General features: G+C 35.9%; 15 protein-coding genes and 3 pseudogenes. 8 read left to right on the forward strand and 10 right to left on the reverse strand.

All coding sequences use genetic code 11. The annotated features are described in order from the left end of the window. Window positions 1-7: 7 nt before the first annotated feature. The 4 genes from B371_RS21585 to B371_RS0109170 form a co-directional block, all read right to left on the reverse strand. Entirely contained in the window at window positions 8-433 is a 426-nt protein-coding gene (locus B371_RS21585; RefSeq protein ID WP_019414010.1) for a hypothetical protein, read from the reverse strand. Window positions 434-616: 183 nt separating this feature from the next. Then, on the reverse strand, window positions 617-988 hold the full coding sequence (locus tag B371_RS0109160) for a hypothetical protein (RefSeq protein ID WP_019414011.1): 372 nt from the start codon (window positions 986-988) through the stop codon (window positions 617-619). Window positions 989-1,059: 71 nt separating this feature from the next. Continuing rightward, window positions 1,060-1,863, reverse strand: coding sequence for a DUF2268 domain-containing putative Zn-dependent protease (locus B371_RS0109165; protein ID WP_019414012.1), 804 nt, complete (start codon window positions 1,861-1,863; stop codon window positions 1,060-1,062). A 542-nt stretch (window positions 1,864-2,405) separates the two neighbouring features. Next, window positions 2,406-3,416, reverse strand: coding sequence for an asparaginase (locus B371_RS0109170; protein ID WP_019414013.1), 1,011 nt, complete (start codon window positions 3,414-3,416; stop codon window positions 2,406-2,408). 446 nt (window positions 3,417-3,862) lie between these two features. On the opposite strand from B371_RS0109170, the gene B371_RS21590 reads away from it, so the two are divergent. Both B371_RS21590 and B371_RS0109180 read left to right on the forward strand, forming a co-directional pair. Beyond that, complete coding sequence (locus B371_RS21590; RefSeq protein ID WP_019414014.1) at window positions 3,863-4,624, forward strand: HIRAN domain-containing protein; 762 nt, start codon at window positions 3,863-3,865, stop codon at window positions 4,622-4,624. Window positions 4,625-4,834: 210 nt separating this feature from the next. Continuing rightward, the gene (locus tag B371_RS0109180) at window positions 4,835-6,049 is read left to right on the forward strand and encodes an MFS transporter (RefSeq protein ID WP_019414015.1); all 1,215 of its coding nucleotides are present in this window, start codon (window positions 4,835-4,837) and stop codon (window positions 6,047-6,049) included. Between the two features lie 420 nt (window positions 6,050-6,469). On the opposite strand, the gene B371_RS0109185 is transcribed toward B371_RS0109180, so the two are convergent. Continuing rightward, window positions 6,470-6,838 (reverse strand): hypothetical protein, encoded by a 369-nt coding sequence (locus B371_RS0109185; protein WP_019414016.1) that lies wholly within the window; start codon window positions 6,836-6,838, stop codon window positions 6,470-6,472. 320 nt (window positions 6,839-7,158) lie between these two features. On the opposite strand from B371_RS0109185, the gene B371_RS0109190 reads away from it, so the two are divergent. After that, window positions 7,159-8,061: a 3-hydroxyacyl-CoA dehydrogenase gene (locus tag B371_RS0109190; protein WP_019414017.1), complete on the forward strand. Its 903-nt coding sequence runs from the start codon at window positions 7,159-7,161 to the stop codon at window positions 8,059-8,061. 182 nt (window positions 8,062-8,243) lie between these two features. Here B371_RS0109190 and B371_RS0109195 read toward each other — a convergent pair whose 3' ends face one another. Further along, window positions 8,244-8,429: an aspartyl-phosphate phosphatase Spo0E family protein gene (locus B371_RS0109195; protein WP_019414018.1), complete on the reverse strand. Its 186-nt coding sequence runs from the start codon at window positions 8,427-8,429 to the stop codon at window positions 8,244-8,246. 522 nt (window positions 8,430-8,951) lie between these two features. Between B371_RS0109195 and B371_RS0109200 the strand changes: the two genes are divergently transcribed. Further along, window positions 8,952-10,151: a CapA family protein gene (locus B371_RS0109200; protein ID WP_019414019.1), complete on the forward strand. Its 1,200-nt coding sequence runs from the start codon at window positions 8,952-8,954 to the stop codon at window positions 10,149-10,151. 86 nt (window positions 10,152-10,237) lie between these two features. Here B371_RS0109200 and B371_RS0109205 read toward each other — a convergent pair whose 3' ends face one another. Continuing rightward, window positions 10,238-10,528 (reverse strand): hypothetical protein, encoded by a 291-nt coding sequence (locus B371_RS0109205; protein WP_019414020.1) that lies wholly within the window; start codon window positions 10,526-10,528, stop codon window positions 10,238-10,240. 334 nt (window positions 10,529-10,862) lie between these two features. Further along, window positions 10,863-11,705 (reverse strand): annotated as a pseudogene (locus B371_RS21595) (MBL fold metallo-hydrolase). 184 nt (window positions 11,706-11,889) lie between these two features. On the opposite strand from B371_RS21595, the gene B371_RS0109215 reads away from it, so the two are divergent. Together B371_RS0109215 and B371_RS0109220 are read left to right on the forward strand one after the other, a co-directional pair. Further along, on the forward strand, window positions 11,890-12,402 hold the full coding sequence (locus tag B371_RS0109215) for a DUF3231 family protein (protein ID WP_019414022.1): 513 nt from the start codon (window positions 11,890-11,892) through the stop codon (window positions 12,400-12,402). A 140-nt stretch (window positions 12,403-12,542) separates the two neighbouring features. Beyond that, entirely contained in the window at window positions 12,543-12,794 is a 252-nt protein-coding gene (locus B371_RS0109220; protein ID WP_019414023.1) for a hypothetical protein, read from the forward strand. A 729-nt stretch (window positions 12,795-13,523) separates the two neighbouring features. Here the strand turns inward: B371_RS0109220 and B371_RS0109225 are convergent. Further along, on the reverse strand, window positions 13,524-14,339 hold the full coding sequence (locus tag B371_RS0109225; protein ID WP_019414024.1) for a manganese catalase family protein: 816 nt from the start codon (window positions 14,337-14,339) through the stop codon (window positions 13,524-13,526). Then, window positions 14,323-14,466 carry a hypothetical protein gene (locus tag B371_RS22900; protein WP_019414025.1) on the reverse strand — a complete coding sequence of 48 codons (144 nt, stop codon included), beginning with the start codon at window positions 14,464-14,466 and terminating at the stop codon, window positions 14,323-14,325. The genes B371_RS0109225 and B371_RS22900 overlap by 17 nt, the downstream gene beginning before the upstream one ends. A gap of 105 nt (window positions 14,467-14,571) precedes the next feature. Between B371_RS22900 and B371_RS21600 the strand changes: the two are divergent. Together B371_RS21600 and B371_RS21605 are read left to right on the forward strand one after the other, a co-directional pair. Beyond that, window positions 14,572-15,387, forward strand: a pseudogene (locus B371_RS21600) (zinc-binding dehydrogenase); the annotation flags it as partial. Window positions 15,388-16,192: 805 nt separating this feature from the next. After that, a pseudogene (locus B371_RS21605) lies at window positions 16,193-16,900 on the forward strand (transposase); the annotation flags it as partial.

Here is a 16,900-nt window from a genome sequence, read left to right on the forward strand (position 1 = left end):
TTCATAATCAACACGCTTGGTATTTTATATCAGATACTTTACATTCAAGGGTAAACCTATGTGTTTTATATTTTCCATCTTCATCATCCTCTGGGAAAATATAAGGCATTTCTGTATGCTTCAATTTATATAAGATTGATTTTTTATAGATATATGGAGAAAAAATCCTCGCTTTGTGCTTATAAGTTTTTCCATCTCCAAAATCATTCACATCTACTACAACAAAAATTTCCTCGTCTTGTGAATGTAATGATTCAAATAACGTGACAGCCCTCTTATAAACCCCCTGTACATAAGGACTGTTTTCGTAATGGTATTCACTATTCCATTCTACCCCTAACTCAAACCGTATGCCGATTTCCCAGCTATAAAACAAAGGTGGTCTAAGATATAAGTTAGGAAAATTTTCATTCATATAGTCATTTAACAGCATACCTGCACCTCAATTTGTTTCTTGAATTTTACCATTTTTTCTTAACCTATCCTACGGCGTTAGTTTAAGAAACTAACCTTTTTCAAGATCTCACTTCTTGTGCTAAAGCTACCCGTTAGCTTAGCAAGAAAGCCTTAAATTAAAAAGCTAGAATTTTTATTAACGCCCTGCTAACATAGTAAATTACCCTTTGTCAGCAGTATATTTTTCATACCACTCACGACCAGTTGACCACTCTTTAACAGGATTTTTATCTCCTAAAATTCTCACACAAGCAGCAGCCATTATATATTCATTTAACCCGTTTTCATCGTTTTCTTCAAATTTATTTAAAAAATGATTTAGTCCTATTTGTTGACTTGAAACTATGTTATTAAATTCTTCCAAATGAGCTGTTATATAGTCATTTGGATTTGATGATACTTTAACGGTATTTGAATTTACAATTGAACTTAGGTCTCGTTCAATCTGTTGTATGGTGTCCATTTCTTTTTCGCTAACTGAACTACAAGCAGTCAAAAATATTACCAACCAAATGAACAAAATCTTTCTCACTTAAAGACCTCCTTGTAATGCGGATTCATATTTCCTTGTTGAGCTAACCTGTTGCGTTAGCACAATATAAATCAAACTATAAATTTATCACTAGGTAACAAAGTTAAATCTCCAATAGATAAATCTTCATTCCTCTCTAAAAACCACTTTACTAAGTAATAACCTAAAGAATATCCACCCCAAATCGGTAAACCTTCTTCCCTGTTACCAAACATATATAGATCAGTGGTTTGTCCTTTTTTCCCTATATGTGGTTTATAAGTGCTTTCCCATAATGTTTCAGCTTGTTTTTCTGTTAGAGCATCTTTATATGGACCTAGATAAATTTCCCCTAATTTTATCCTTACAAAGTGTTCTGCTAAGCCTTCTAAAATCAATCGGTCAAGTAAAGTCTGACTCTCCTCGTCCATTTCCAGGGCACTGATACGCCAGTGATGATGATATTCGTGAGTAATTACTGACTTCAGTGTTAATCGGACATTATCTTCTGGAAGGACTGCAAACCACATATTACCGTTCCAATCTGTAAAGACGGACACTCCTCCAAGTTTTTCTATAACAAAATCATCATTTTCATCTAAAATAAACAACTCATATTTTATGGGACTATAAGAAGGGAATTGTTCTTGTAGAAGCTCTAGCTCTTCTTGTATGAAGTTTTCATAAGCAAGAAGACGCATCTTGCTTAACTGCATTTCAAGTGAGTCAACATCATTGTCTAAGCTAAACATCCCAAAGAACAACATTGTCTCTAATTCTTCTTCAGAGAGTATGAAGTTCTCAATGAATAGCTCTTTTCTGCTTTTTTTAGGGTTTAATTTCCAATCCTTAAGGAACTGACTCATATGCTCAAGTCTAGGAATTACTTCAACCATTTGATTTTTTTTACTAATAACGACTCACTCCTGCCACTTAAAATAAACACCTATTCTTCTTTCATTAAACTGCTTCGTTTTTTAAATAAAAAATAAAGTCCTCTTTGAAAAATTATACCATCATTTTACAATTCTTCGCATAAAATATAAAGTTTTCTGTTTATAAAAAGTGATGTAGATTGGAGGTGCTTTTAGCATATTAATTAGCAGAATGATTAGTTGTATTACAACTTTCATTGTAATGAGACCAACTAGGATACTAAATATACAGCTGAAAATCGAGGTATTAGAGCAAGAATGTTTATATATCAAAAAGAAATGAACTGCCAATTCATATGCGAATTGATAGTCCATTTATGTTATATTATAAGTTTTTGCACCTCTAAAGAGAACCTCTTATCTAAATGAGGTGCTTTTCTGGGTTATATTTGGCTGTTTATTTTGATAATAAAACAGGTTCAATTTACCTGTCTTCCGGAATAATGATCTAAATCTGAACGGCTTAGTTCTTCAGTCTATGGTCTAAACTTAACTAATCACATTTATGATCGTACTAACGTGAAGTCTGGACTCAATTCCCCTATTTGTTCTTTCCTTGCATTTAACAGTTGTGGGTAATGATATTTACGTAACTGCTTCTTTTGAAGGTCACTCAATAGCCCAAGCTGGGATAAAACTTCGATTGCTACCGGGTAAGTAGCTCTTACATTGCCATCCTCAATTTTAATGGCAATTCCGATTCCTGTTTCTTTATCACCAATGCAAAATACACCCTCTGCTCCGTCTTTCGCAAACATACGACCATCTAAGATACGCATGAAATCGGTACAAAAATGATCAGTACCTCCAATCAATTCTGGTTCTTCCATCATCGCTGTCGTTATCTTGTTAACCGCTTCTTGACGTTTAGTAGGCAACGAACGAGAATCAGCCATTTTTGCAAAACCCAATGCTACATTTTTTAATGGCATCCCATGTACGGGTAATCCGCAGCCATCAATTCCAATTTCTATCTCAGCAACAGGCACTTCGGTTAACTCACTAATCGCTTCAATAATTCGCTTCTGAACGGGATGGTCCAATTTATAATAATCAATCGTCGTCTCATTCATATGTTTTGCGGTTACAAGCATCCCACTATGTTTTCCTGAACAATTATTATATATAGGTGTAACTTCCCCACCCCTTTTTATTAATGCTTCATAGGTATCTGGCCATCTTGGGTTATGCGTTCCACATTGTAAATCCGAAATCGATAGTTCTGCTCTATCCAAAATAGATTGTACTTTCACTGTGTGTTGCTCTTCACCATTATGGGATGCACAAGTGATAGATAAATCTGCTTGATCAAAGTTAAAGTTGTCTGCCGCTCCAGTTTCCACAATTGGGATGGATTGAAGAGGTTTCATTGACGATCTTGCGTATATTACTTCGTCAGGATTTCCTACCCCGTAAAGCAGTTCTCCGTTGGCATTGACTACTGCAATATGACCCCTATGTATACTTTCAACCAAATCCCCTCTAGTAACTTTAACTAAGATTTCTGTTGTCATAATAACACCTCTATTCTTAAGTTTTCCTATTATCTAAATAATCTTAAGACATAATTAAAAACAATGATACCTTTTTTATTAAATCTACTATTAATTTAGTTTGGGAATAGTAAGATGTTCTGCCTGTATCTAGATTTAACTTCACTGTATGAAAGGAAAAGTTTCATGAACTTCCGTAATATCTTTTCAAGTTTTCAAATAATTAGTCCCGTCTAAGCAAGCGAACTTTTTTATGTGAATTCTAAAAGTAAAGTTCCTGTGAATTGAACACAATATTTTTTATTGCAAAGTGTTTCTTATCTATATACCGTGAATTTCGCATTTTAGTGGTAACATATTACATATGAACACCAAAATTGTTCATACTTTATTGATTTACACAAGTGCTCGAAAACGATCATTGGAAGGAATACGAAGTGATTCAATTCGAAAGGAGAATGCTTAGAATGGATGAAATAAAATCTCTCTTGGTATTATGGCAAAGCAAAACAAATTTGCTTTATTATCATGTTGGTACGCTTTTTTTTAATGGCGAAGTGTACACATTTCAGTACACTCACCATCAAGATGCGCATCGTAACGTTGGTGAAGCGAAAAGAAATGGTTATCGATTACATCCCGCCTTTCCTGAATTGGAGACTGAATATACCTCCAACAATTTATTTTCAGCATTTGACCGCCGCATTCCCTCTTCGGATAGAGTTGATTTTAAAGAAATCATAAAAAATCTTGGCCTTTCAGAACAAGCAGATCGCATGGATATCTTACGTGAAACGCGAGGTATGTTAGCGGGTGATAACTATAGTTTTGAACAACCTATTCGTCTTTATGAAGATCGACACTTAAAGACAGGTTTTTATATTAACGGCATTCGTCACCGAGAACTTCCACCAACTTGGCCATTATTAATTCAAAAAGACAATAACTTACGATTTGTTACAGAAGATACAAATGATAAAGACCCTCATGCTATACGAATTGAAACGAAAAGCGGTCTCCACCTAGGCTATGTTCCGGGTGTTTATGCAGAGGCATTTAAATCTTTAATTCAACAAAATATTCTACTTACAATATCCATTACGGATATTCGTCCAAAATCCGCTCCTCAATGGTGGGTTAGCCTATCAGTTAAAGCAGATTTACAAGACGATCAAATTGATTTTGTTAATAGAACACAATTGAATGGATTGATTCAGAAATCCGCATAATCTCATCCCGCTATCTTAATTTAGATGATAGCGGGATGATTTTCATTTATCTCATTAGAACCAATATTCAAACTGATAGGAATTAACTAAGTGTCAGACAAGTTTAATTTATTATCTTTAAATTTCGTGTCACAAAGGACTTGTTTTCTTTTACAACAGGTATATAATTCAAAGCGTATCATCAATCTTAGAATTTACGTGGTGAATCTTATGCGCTCATATAATGAAAAAATCAGTATTTATAACGGCATGGCTTCAACTGTTGCCATGAACTTTTCGAATAACTTCTTTCCTATTTTTGCAATTACGATTTTGAGTGCCACCAATTACCAAGTGGGTCTTATTAGTTCTCTTCCCCCACTTATGGCGTTGCTTATGACCATTCCGGCTGCAATTCTACTAAACCGAGCCCATGAACACAAGAGACTCGTAGCCATGTCTATTTTATTAGCCCGGTTAATGTTCATGCTCATTGTGGTACTCGTTTACTTGCCTTCTGAGTCAATGCAGGCATGGGTTTTCTTGGCCATTATTGCACTTATGAGTGTACCGAATACGTTAGCAAATATGGGGTGGCAAACCCTCATCAGTGGGATGATTAGCGACTCTCGGCGAGGAGCGTTCTTCAGTGATCGTAACCGCTTGCTAACGATGGTTGGGCTAGTTTCAACATTGACGGTTGGTATTGTAATGAAAGATGCATCCAACAATGTGGCTGCTTATCAGATTTTATTTGCGATTGCTTTTGGATTTGGTCTATTAGAAGCTTTTTTATTGATGAAGCATGACGAAGAGACTACTAGAGTCGAAGGACCCGTAGTAAGAAAGAAACTGATGGATTGGTCAATTTTCAAACATTCCGGCTATGTATCCTTTTTAGTAGCTGCACTATTTTTCAATTTCGCATGGCAGATGGCATGGGGGATTTTTAATATTTACCATGTACGAGTTGTGGGTGCGACAATATTCTGGATTAGTATGTTTTCGGTCGGCAATATGTTGATGCAGATATTAACGTTTCCACTGTGGAAAAAATGGGCGGAACGACAATCAAATGTACGTGTTTTTGTCTGGGCCGCGATTGGTATGGCAAGTACACCGTTTCTAACCGTACTGTCGACAAATTTGTATTACCTAACAGTTGTACAAACAATTTCAGGATTTTTCTTATCAGGGGTCGTGTTGCTATTGTTTAATTTATTACTAGAACAATCACCTGAATCGTCCCGAACCTATTGTATTACGACCTACAATGTCCTACTGGCGTTCGCTGCTTTCCTCGCTCCGCAAGTAGGCATTTGGATGTTGAATGCGTGGGGTGTCGAAATTGCCATGTATCTAAACTCCGGATTACGTTTGCTCAGTGCAGCAGTGTTCTTTGCTGTCTATGTTCGCTACGGGCGAGTTCCTAAAGAATTGTTGTAACAGTTTAAATGGTCATCTTTCATTCGCATATATGTCGCGTCATTGTCTAATAGCGAATTCGTCGTGATTTTAAGTGCTGTGAACGGAAGCATTAATTGTGCGATGGTCTGGTCTATTTAATATGAAAGGAGGGCTACCCTTAATAGTCATTTAAATGACTTTTGGGACAGCCCTTTTTCTTCATTTTAATGACGATAGTTTCTTTTAGCTATCAGGATTTAGAGGGGGTATCGACCAACTGTCAATGCCTACTTAGAAGAAGAATTAGCGTTCTTCCAGATGAAAATTCACAAGTATTAGTACTCTTAACATACAACAAAACTGTACTGTATAAGATGTCATCCATATGCCTAGGCAGTAACATAGTAGGCGTTTTTTTCAGTGGTTTTTTCAACACCGAGACGGTTTATTTATTGATATTTATAGAACGACCATTTTTTTTAGAACTGTATAATAGTCATCCGAAAACATCATTTTATCAGTGGCTTCACTTTTTAAGTGATCTAGAAATGCTGTTTCAAAATCTTCATCATCAATTTCAAATCGATTCAAATCAATTTTAACCAGTTCGTTAATGTCAGACTCAATCTCAATTAAATCCGAGAATATATAGCCCCACTTTTTTTCTTCATACAGTTTTCCAGAAATTTTAAAAATAGTCGAAGTCACTGTAGAAGAAGGTACAGAGTAATCATTTTTTATCCAAATTTTCGTTTCATTATTGTTTGCTGAAAATAAAATTTCTTCATAACAGAGTGCAAAATTCTTTTTAAGCTCTACTTTATTCAAAATGTCCACCTCCTCAGCTAATGTTATCGATATATCAAGTATGTAAATAGAAACATAGGATTATACCTATCCAGATTAATATGTTTTTATTTATTATTTCGAACCAGTGCTGTGAGAATCCCTATATTCTCTTAGACATTCAAAAGTAAAAAACTCAAATATGACTATATTACTAGAAGCTCCAGACTATTTCACCCTTCACAGGTATGTTGTTAATTCCCTGGGAGATACTTGGGGCATGAGTGATTTTTTTAGATTAACGTTTGCCTATGAAGGGTAATGTAAAAAAGATTATTAATAAATTTGGGGAGAGATTTCAAATGAATTATAAAAATATTACGGTCGCGGGTAGTGGTGTGTTAGGTAGTCAAATTGCTTTCCAAACTGCTTTCCATGGATACAATGTAAGTATTTATGATATCCATGACGAAGCCATTACAAAAGCACAAAAAAGTTTAGCTAAATTAAAAGGTGTCTATGGAAACTACTTCAAAGATGAACAAAGAGCGGAAGAAGCAATGACCCGCTTTACTTTTAGCACGGATCTTGCAGAGGCTGTAAAAGATGCAGACCTTGTAATCGAAGCAATTCCAGAGGTTGTTGAGATTAAAACAAAATTTTACAAACAGTTAGGAAAAGTTGCTCCTGCAAAGTCGGTATTTGCAACGAACTCTTCAACTTTATTACCTAGTCAATTTGCTGAATACACGGGCCGACCAGAGAAATTTATCGCACTTCACTTTGCCAACCAAATATGGGCTAAAAATACTGCGGAGGTAATGGATCACCCAGGTACTGCCGAACATATCACATTGGAGTTGCTTGATTTTGCCAAATCAATTGGCATGGTTCCTTTACACATAAAAAAGGAACAGCCAGGATACATTTTAAATTCTCTATTAGTTCCATTTTTATCTGCAGGTCAAAACCTATTTGCCAATGACGTAGCTGAACCAGAAACAATCGATAAAACATGGATGATTGCAACAGGTGCACCGATGGGACCTTTTGGAATTCTAGACGTTGTTGGTATTCAAACTGCCTACAACATCGTATTAATGCAAGCAAGTGCTAATCCAGATGCCACTAATAGTCAAAAGAAGTTAGCAGAACTCCTTAAAACTGAGTTTATTGATAAAGGAAAAATGGGTGTAGCGACAGGCGAGGGCTTCTACAAATATCCAAATCCAGCATACTTAGAACCGGAATTCTTAAAAGCGTAAATAGTTAGCTGTTTTTATAATGACGAACGAGTAAATAGAAAATTTATAAAAGAAATTCCACCCCTAGCGTCTTCATCCAATATTACCTATACGAAAGAAAGACGAGCAAGGTGACTTTTTGTCACTTTGCTCGTCTTTCTCTTTATTTTATTATCCAAAGATTCCTGGAAATCTTAAAAAAATTATATGACATGTTTGTATTGGTCAATACCTTCATACTGATTTAGTAAACGATCTAAATCTTGGCTACATGCAACAACAATGGGGTGTGTCATGTCATAATGTTTTGCAATAGTATACAGTTCTCTTTTTTTACTATTTATTAGCTTCAATGTCAGAGTTTTTTTACCCATTTTTTTCATTTTCATCTATTCGTCCCCACTTCCACATTGTTTTAGTTGATTGTTAGACTAGATAAGATAGATATAGAGTACAAAATCCAGACATGCGATTTGATATATATAGAGAACGTCTAAAAATGCAAAAAAGTTCATTAATATTTATTTAATATTTTATTTAAAATATTGCGAATATATCTATAATAACTTTTAGTCTATTAATTACCATAATTCCTATATTTTTATTATATTATCTCTTCCAGCTGAAATCAATATACAGTGTATTAATAATCTATAAATACTACATATTGTATTATGAACATATTAAAGGGCTATATCGTAAATATTGTTAATATTAACTTTTAGTAGATTTACCCGTTATTTTTCATCTATAAACCATTAAAATAACATTTACTATTTTCTAATAACCCGTACTTTAGTTTGTTACCTTTTACATCTGACCAAAATAATATCTCTCCTTGCCACATATGTTTTAATACCAGCTCTTATGGTTTTCAAAAAAGCTGCTAAAGAATATGTTGGAGGAAAGAAATGAAGAAATGGTTTGTTCTAGTTTTACTTTTTTTGGCTCTTGCGGGGTGTTCTACTTTACAAGAGAGTGAAATGTCCATTAAACCTGGTCCGGTAGTAAACTCCACAGAAACACTTCCAATAATTGAAAAGCCTATTGAAGAAAACACAGTGAATATGATTGACGATGAAGTCCTGATAAAACCTGTTATTACGAGCGTCAAACTTGTAGCAATTGGAGATATTCTTCTTCATCAAGCGGTATATAACGATGCAGCTACAGCTGAAGGCACTTATGATTTCTCCTCAATGTTTTTGAAAGTAAAACCGTTTTTAGAAAGCGCAGATATTGCTGTTGCCAATCAAGAAACCATGATTGGGGGTACAGAGTTAGGCCTTTCTAGTTATCCTTTGTTTAATAGTCCTTATGAAATAGGCGATGCTTTAAAAGAAGTAGGGATAGATATTGTAACGATAGCTAATAATCATACGTTAGATAAAGGTGAAAAAGGGATTATTAACGCTACTAATTATTGGGACAGTATTGGGATGCCTTACACAGGTTCATTTAAGTCAGAGAAAGATCGTGGAATTATCCGAACTGTCATAAAAAATGGCATCAGCTTTTCTTTTCTATCTTATAGTTATGGAACAAACGGTTTACCTGTGCCTTTGGACAAACCTTATTTAATCAACTTAATTGACTTACCATTAATTAAACAAGATGTTGAAAATGCGAAGAAAATTTCAGATGTCGTGGTTGTTTCTATGCATTGGGGAAATGAATATGAAACCCTACCTAATCAAACACAAATTGATTTGGCGAATGAACTTTCAAGTATGGGGGTTGATATCATTATTGGTCACCATCCTCATGTTTTACAGCCTATTGATTGGATTGAGCGAACTGATGGATCAAGAACATTCGTTATGTATAGTTTAGGGAATTTTTTATCCGCACAAGAAGGTCTTGAAAGACTGTTAGGGGGTATAGGTGGCGTAGAAATCACCAAAATTGCTTATCCTGAAAAAACCGTAATTAAACTAGGAAACCCAAGTTTCATGCCTACTTTCGGATTTTATGAGAATTGGAGCAATTTCGAAGTCATTCCAATGGTGCAGTTAAATGAAACGTATCTGTTGAATTATCAAAAGCACTACGAAGAAATACAAAGTCACATGCAACATTACATAGAAGAACTTACAATTCTAGAAAAATAAACACTAATGTATATACATAGCGGCAATATGTATGAAGCACAATTAACTTCCTGATATAAATATTTCAATCGTCCTTTGTAATGCTCTTATTTAAACGACCGATATGTTTCAATGAAGTTCTGTGGATTACTGTGAATAAAAAATGGGAAGACACCCTGGTTGGTATGGAGATATAAAATTCCCGATTCTGATGAGAAGGGTTTATAGGAAACATCCAAAACTTGCTTGAGTGTAAACTCTGCTCTTGCGGTGATTACTACTTTAGGTGTTACTGTTAATTCATGATGTGTAGTAACTTTTTTCATCCGATAATAAAAATCAATTTTTCGTTCTACTTCGGAGTAAATAATTGTTGCCTGTTGAGTCTCTTGTACCATGAAGCAGCCTCCTCTTGCTATTAATGTTACAGGAGTTAATCAGTAAATTGCAAAAGATACAATCGCTATGAATAATGAAATTTTTGAAAGGTATATTGAAAATACCAATGTAATTGATTGTTAAATAAAGTTTTAAAAACCTCTATAGAATGTACAAGCTAGGTCATTTTTAAGGAAAACATAATAATTCAAACTACTGCATTCATTTTTTAATGGACTACAAGTTCTTGTACCATAAAAAGGATTCGAGAAGGGGGTCTCAAATCCTTTTTATGGTATAAGAATGCATAAAACTTATTAACGAAAATCCATCAGGGCTTTGTTAAACACTTTCTTATTCAATCACGTACTTGCCTTGTTCTGGTTTAGCAATTTTGTCAAAGTCTCTTGCAAGTATGGCTAAGTTTTCGGTTAACCATTCACCTGATGCAGGAATTCCATGTCCTGTAACCGCAGTTGCTGGATTTAACTATTCTAAAATCCTAACCGATTCACTAGCTGCTTCCCAATCGGTGGTTAAATATCTTGGAGGTCCATGAATTTCTAATTCTTGTGTGATTACACTATAAAGTGATTCTTGTTTTACTGTAACAAAAGCATCTCCTACAATTAGAGCTTTGTCAGCTTCTCTGAAAAAAGAAACGTGACCTTCTGTATGACCTGGTGTATGAATCCAACGCCACCCATTCATAAAGGGTATTGAACCATCATTCGGAAGAGCTTGAATACGGCTACCTAGATCAATCGATTCTGTTGGAAACATTGGTGACAATTTAGCAATCAGTCCAGCATCCACCGAGCTATCTGGTATGGCATAATTTTTTTTACCAGTTAAATAAGGAAGTTCTAATATGTGGGCATAAACAGGAACGTCCCATTCTTCAATTAGTTCCATAATGGCTCCGATGTGATCAAAGTGGGCGTGTGTCAGAATAATTGCTTTGGGTTTTGCATATTCTCCAAACCGTTCTTTGGCCTCGTCTATTATCTTTTGAGCAGACTTTGGGGTTGCTGCATCTATAAGTACCCATTTTTGATTTTTCCCGGGAGTTCCAACGAAACAAATATTTACAAATTGTATTGTAAAATTGTAAATGTCAGGAGCTACTTCTACTCCTTGTCCACTTTTTACTGTAGTCATAGGAATATACTTTTCAGTTGATGAACTTCCATTCATAACATGCGGAACCTCCTTTGATTCAAATATAATACTTCACCTATTATGTCCAAGATAATTCTTTTCAATCCTGTTATTACAAGTTAATAAATGAATAGGTAAAAGATAAAATACACATAATAGAATAATCAATTCCTGTAAAAAGGAGGAGAAATACGTTAGCGATGAAGAAGGAGAATTTTTCTTGGGTATTTTAAACGGTAATCCTAAAGACGAACCGTTGCATGAAGGTGAAGTATTTGGCATTTGGTCGTTCATTATTTGTAATAATGGATTAGTTAGTGCGTATCAAGCCTTCCACAATCATGCAGGAGATAAAGATCTTAAAGGAATCCTAAAAGAAGCCATTAGAGCTATGAAAGAAGAAAATCAACAAGCATCAGAAATTCTAAAAGCAAATGGCGTTGCTTTACCTCCAGCTCTTCCAGATCGTCCTGATGCAAACGCTGATGAAATTCCAGTAGGTGCAAGATTTATGGATCCAGAGATAAGTGCCATTCTAGCTACAAATGTCGCTCAAGGGTTGGTATCATGTAGTGCGGTTTTGGGTTCAGCAATTCGTGAAGATGTTTCCATGATGTTCGGACAATTTCATTCAGCCAAAGTTCAATTTGGGGCTAGACTGTTAAAGTTGAACAAAGAAAAAGCATGGTTAATACCTCCTCCAGTGCATGTAGCTCCTTCGTCTAAACAATAGTATCAATGGAAGTGGGATGTATTCTTTTGCTTTTAAAAACGATTATATAAGATTATGTCCAAAACTTTAAACCCTTGGTACTCGGATGAGTTACTAAGGGTTTAAAGTAAATTTAAATCATTGGAAAGGAGCGTTTTAAAATGAAGAAAAAAGTCTTTACTGAAGAAGATAGAGAATTAGCAGACGGACCGTATAGGGATAATCCAGAAGGAGTAGCCACTGATAAAGTTACTTTATTTGATATGCACGAAGATATGAAGACCGTTGATACAGTATCAATGGAAGATTTAAATAAACAAGTAATTAACGATCCATACAGAAATGAAACAAAGAATCCTTCAGCAAGCGAGAGCGATCATCCAAACTCCGATAAGGAGAGAGCAGAATTCTAGGTTACTGTAATTTTGCGTTTTTAGTCAAAATGAATTAGGCTTGCTGACAATTAAATGATAGTAAACAACCCAGATAAACTTTCAAACGGGTTTACTCCAGAGGCACAAATATTCAAATCACATGAAAACACATGGGTTTCCATATTGGAAATCACATGTGTTTTTTGCAATCATAATAAGCTTTATAAGATAAAAAATTAAAAACACAATCACATAACATTTTACCAAAATTTAAAAGTTTATTGTAAATATATGTTAAAATTATATTGTGAAAAATAGATTTTATGAGAGATGTACTTAAACTACCGGGGGGTTAGTTCAATTAACTAATGGAACGGTAACAGCTTTTATTCCATTGTTTGTTCTACAAGAAAGTTAATCGAATGTATAAATAGATAAGAGGTGTTCACAATAGGAGAGATTGTACATAATAACGAAAAAATTTAGATTGTGATCTATTGCTTTATTATATTGTTGCTTAATATTAGCTACTTAAGGGATTATCAATCTTTTGATGATATGTTTGATCTGATACTGTCTATAACTGCCCGTTAGTTTAACAAGAAAATATTATAAAAAGGCACTAGAAGCTCTCTAGTGCCTTTTTCATGTGAAATTTATTGTGAATTACTCTGTGATTCATATTGAGAAATTGATCTGAATTATGTTTTGAAATAGTATGTGTTTTAACGTTTTGTACCTCATAAGTAAACCCGATATAAACCTTTTCTATTTAGACGTTCCGTGAATGTATCCGGGAGCTGGTACAAGTATTGGGGCCTGTCCTGTTGCTACAGGGTGAGCGACATATTCAAACTGGGACAACCCATCCATAGAAGGACCAGAAGCCCAACGTCCCTGCTGACTTTCTGTTCCTTCAGAACAACTCATAAATTTATAAGCCACATCTGATTTTTCAAATTGTCGATCAAATGTATTTGGTACAACTTTTCCTTCTTTTGCTTCTATTTCTTCAATAGCTGCTAACCATTGATTTTGATGCATGGTGTCTCTGGCAATAAGGAATGACAGCATATCTCGAACTCCATGATCATCGGTCATTTCATATAATCTAACTACTTGAAGTCTTCCTTGTGATTCTGCGTTAAGGTTCGCTCTAAAATCAGCTAAAAGATTTCCGCTTGCTATTGTATATCGGGCATTCCAAGGATATCCTACGCTATCGTTCGGACTAGCACCCAAGCCATTAACAATTGCGTGTTGCGGGTTCATACCACCCATTATACTTGCCATCATTGGGTCCTTTGCGGCATTTTCTTGATCTTCAACAGGTGCATTATCGAGCAATTGGGCTATCATTGTTGCAAGCATCTCTACATGTGCAATTTCTTCCGTTCCAATATCTAACAGCATATCTCGGTACTTTTGTTCCGCTCGACAATTCCATCCTTGAAATAGATACTGCATCATTACAGATATTTCACCAAATTGACCGCCTAACACTTCTTGTAGCTTTTTAGCATAAACAGGATCTGGTCTATCTGGTTTGGATCGATATTGTGTCTCTTTAACATGAAAAAACATTTAAGCACCTCCAGTGGGTAGCAGTTGACGTAATGCGGACGATTATATCATCCTTTTTTTCTAATTTTGCATCTGGTACTTCTTTTACCTTTACATCTTTTGCTCCTTGAAAAGTTACTGCCTTCATACACATATTCCTCCTTGAATATCGTCCGCACAATGTTCGAGTTAATAACAAAAATAAATGTGTTCTATGTACAGTGTTGGCTATTAAGGAAGCTTTTAATATGATAATCCTGAAGTTGATTCCGGTGGTTATTTCGGATTAACAGAAAGATATGGAGATTATGCAGGGGGCCAAGCAGAATACTTGCGGGTACCTTATGGAAACGTTATGCCCTTTGTCATTCCTCCCTCATGTGAATTGGAGGATGAATCCCTTCTTTTCCTCTCGGATATCCTTCCTACTGCCTATTGGAGTGTAGAGAACTCTGGCCTGAAACCTGGAGATACTGTGGCAGTATTAGGGTCAGGTCCCGTTGGATTATTAGTTCAAAAGTTTGCTTGGATGAAAGGTGCAAAACGAGTTATCGTAGTTGATCATCTTCCTTATAGACTAAAACATGCGATTAAAATGAATAAAGTTGAAGCGTTTAACTTTGATGAATACGATGACATGGGTGCTCATATAAAGGAGTTAACTAACGGCGGTGTGGACGTGGTTATCGACTGTGTTGGGATGGACGGCAAATTAAATGCATTAGAAAAAGTGGGACAAAAGTTGAAACTCCAAGGCGGGACATTAAATGCAATTGACATCGGATTAAATTCAGTACGTAAATTTGGAACTATCCAACTGACCGGTGTTTATGGGTCCATGTACAATATGTTTCCACTAGGATACATTTTTGAGCGCAACGTGACGTTGAGAATGGGTCAAGCACCGGTTATTAACTACATGCCCTTATTATTTGATAAAATCACAAAAGGCGAATTAGATCCCACTGAAATTATTACGCATACAGTACCGTTGGATCAAGCAAGTAAAGCGTACCAAACATTTCATGACCATGAAGATGAAAGCATTAAGTTCATTTTGAAACCATAGCAAGAAAAGCATGCAATCAAATCAAAAAACGCACATTTCTTCAGTAGGAAGCACTACTTTTCACTTGGTTGAGTCGGGTATTCATCTGAATAGACACCTATTACTTTGATTGGGGTACCTTCTTTGTCCTATTGAGGCAACTTTGGTACTGATTGGGGCAACTTCTGCTTTGATTAGGGCAACTTTCTATCCTATTGGGGCAACTAACCAATTACCTCCTAATTATCGTCACTGTAATAGAGGAATCAAGACCATTCAAAAAAAACCTCTCCATGTTGGAGGGGGCACTGAAAAAGTCCTTTTAGAACATCAATGCGAGTATGGGAACGATTTCGTTCCCATACTCGCATTTTTCTCTTATAAGCCGTGGATTTCCGTTCCAGGCAGACGCGTTCCGCGGGCACGGCTTCAATCTCCTCGTCACTGCGTTCCTGCGGGGCTTTCAGCTCGCGCTGTTCCCGCTGGAGTCGCTGCCTTCCACTCCATCCACTAGTATGAACTCACCCCGTAGGAACTGATTTTACAACTTTAAAAGAATGTCTTTCCTGTATACTAAAATTAAGTAAATGTAGGTGGTGCGTCCAGTGATTTCAAACCAAGAGACCCTTAATCTAAGCCCGTATCTGGGGATATACGATATGGTTGTACCAAAAGATAATATGCTTCGGCAATCCAAGTTCCCTCACGAAGTTCCGCAGGCTTCGTCTCAAAGACGTCAGCTTATTAGACTTGCTTATCGGGTAAACAGTTGAAATCGCACTTGAAAAGAAAATCATCAAAAGCAACACCATTATGTGGATGCCTCGGATACAAAACACATATCGCTATGAGCGATGAACGAATCATTACTGCCGCGATTGTGACAACAGGGGAAAAAAAGTGATGGGAAATATCTTCAAGAATTGATTGAAAAAAGTACACAGACAGGCATGGAAATAGATACGGTAATTGGGGATTCCGCCTACTCCGAAAAGGCAAATATTATATACGCAAAAGAAAATGAAGTGGCGCTCGTCGCAAAATTGAACCCTATTCTTACACAAGGTCCGCGAAAAGAAGAAGATAAGTTTGAATTTAATAAAGATGCAGGCATGTTTGTTTGTAAAGCAGTTCACCTCGCTACCCGCAAAGGACGCACTGGTAAAAAAGGAACGAACAGGAATCAATGCCAGACATATTATTTCGATATCGAAAAGTGCAAGGTCTGCCCGATTCGAGAGGGATGTTATAAAGAAGGTGCAAAAAGCAAAACGTACTCTGTGAACATCAAATCGATGGAACATACCGAACAAGAAGCATTTCAACAGACAACTGAATGTAAAGGAATCGCCAAATCACGCTATAAAATTAAAGCGAAGAATAGCGAACTGAAACAAGGACACGGGTATGATACAGCATCGTCTTCGGGTCTATTTGGCATGGAAATACAAAGTGCCACAGTGATATTTGCGGTCAATCTCAAGCGAATACTCACATTATTAAAAGAAAAAAGATCAAAGAAACAGGCCACTTC

The sequence above is a fragment of the Paenisporosarcina sp. TG20 genome, assembly GCF_000286315.1.
In the GTDB taxonomy this organism is placed as follows: Bacteria; Bacillota; Bacilli; order Bacillales_A; family Planococcaceae; genus Paenisporosarcina.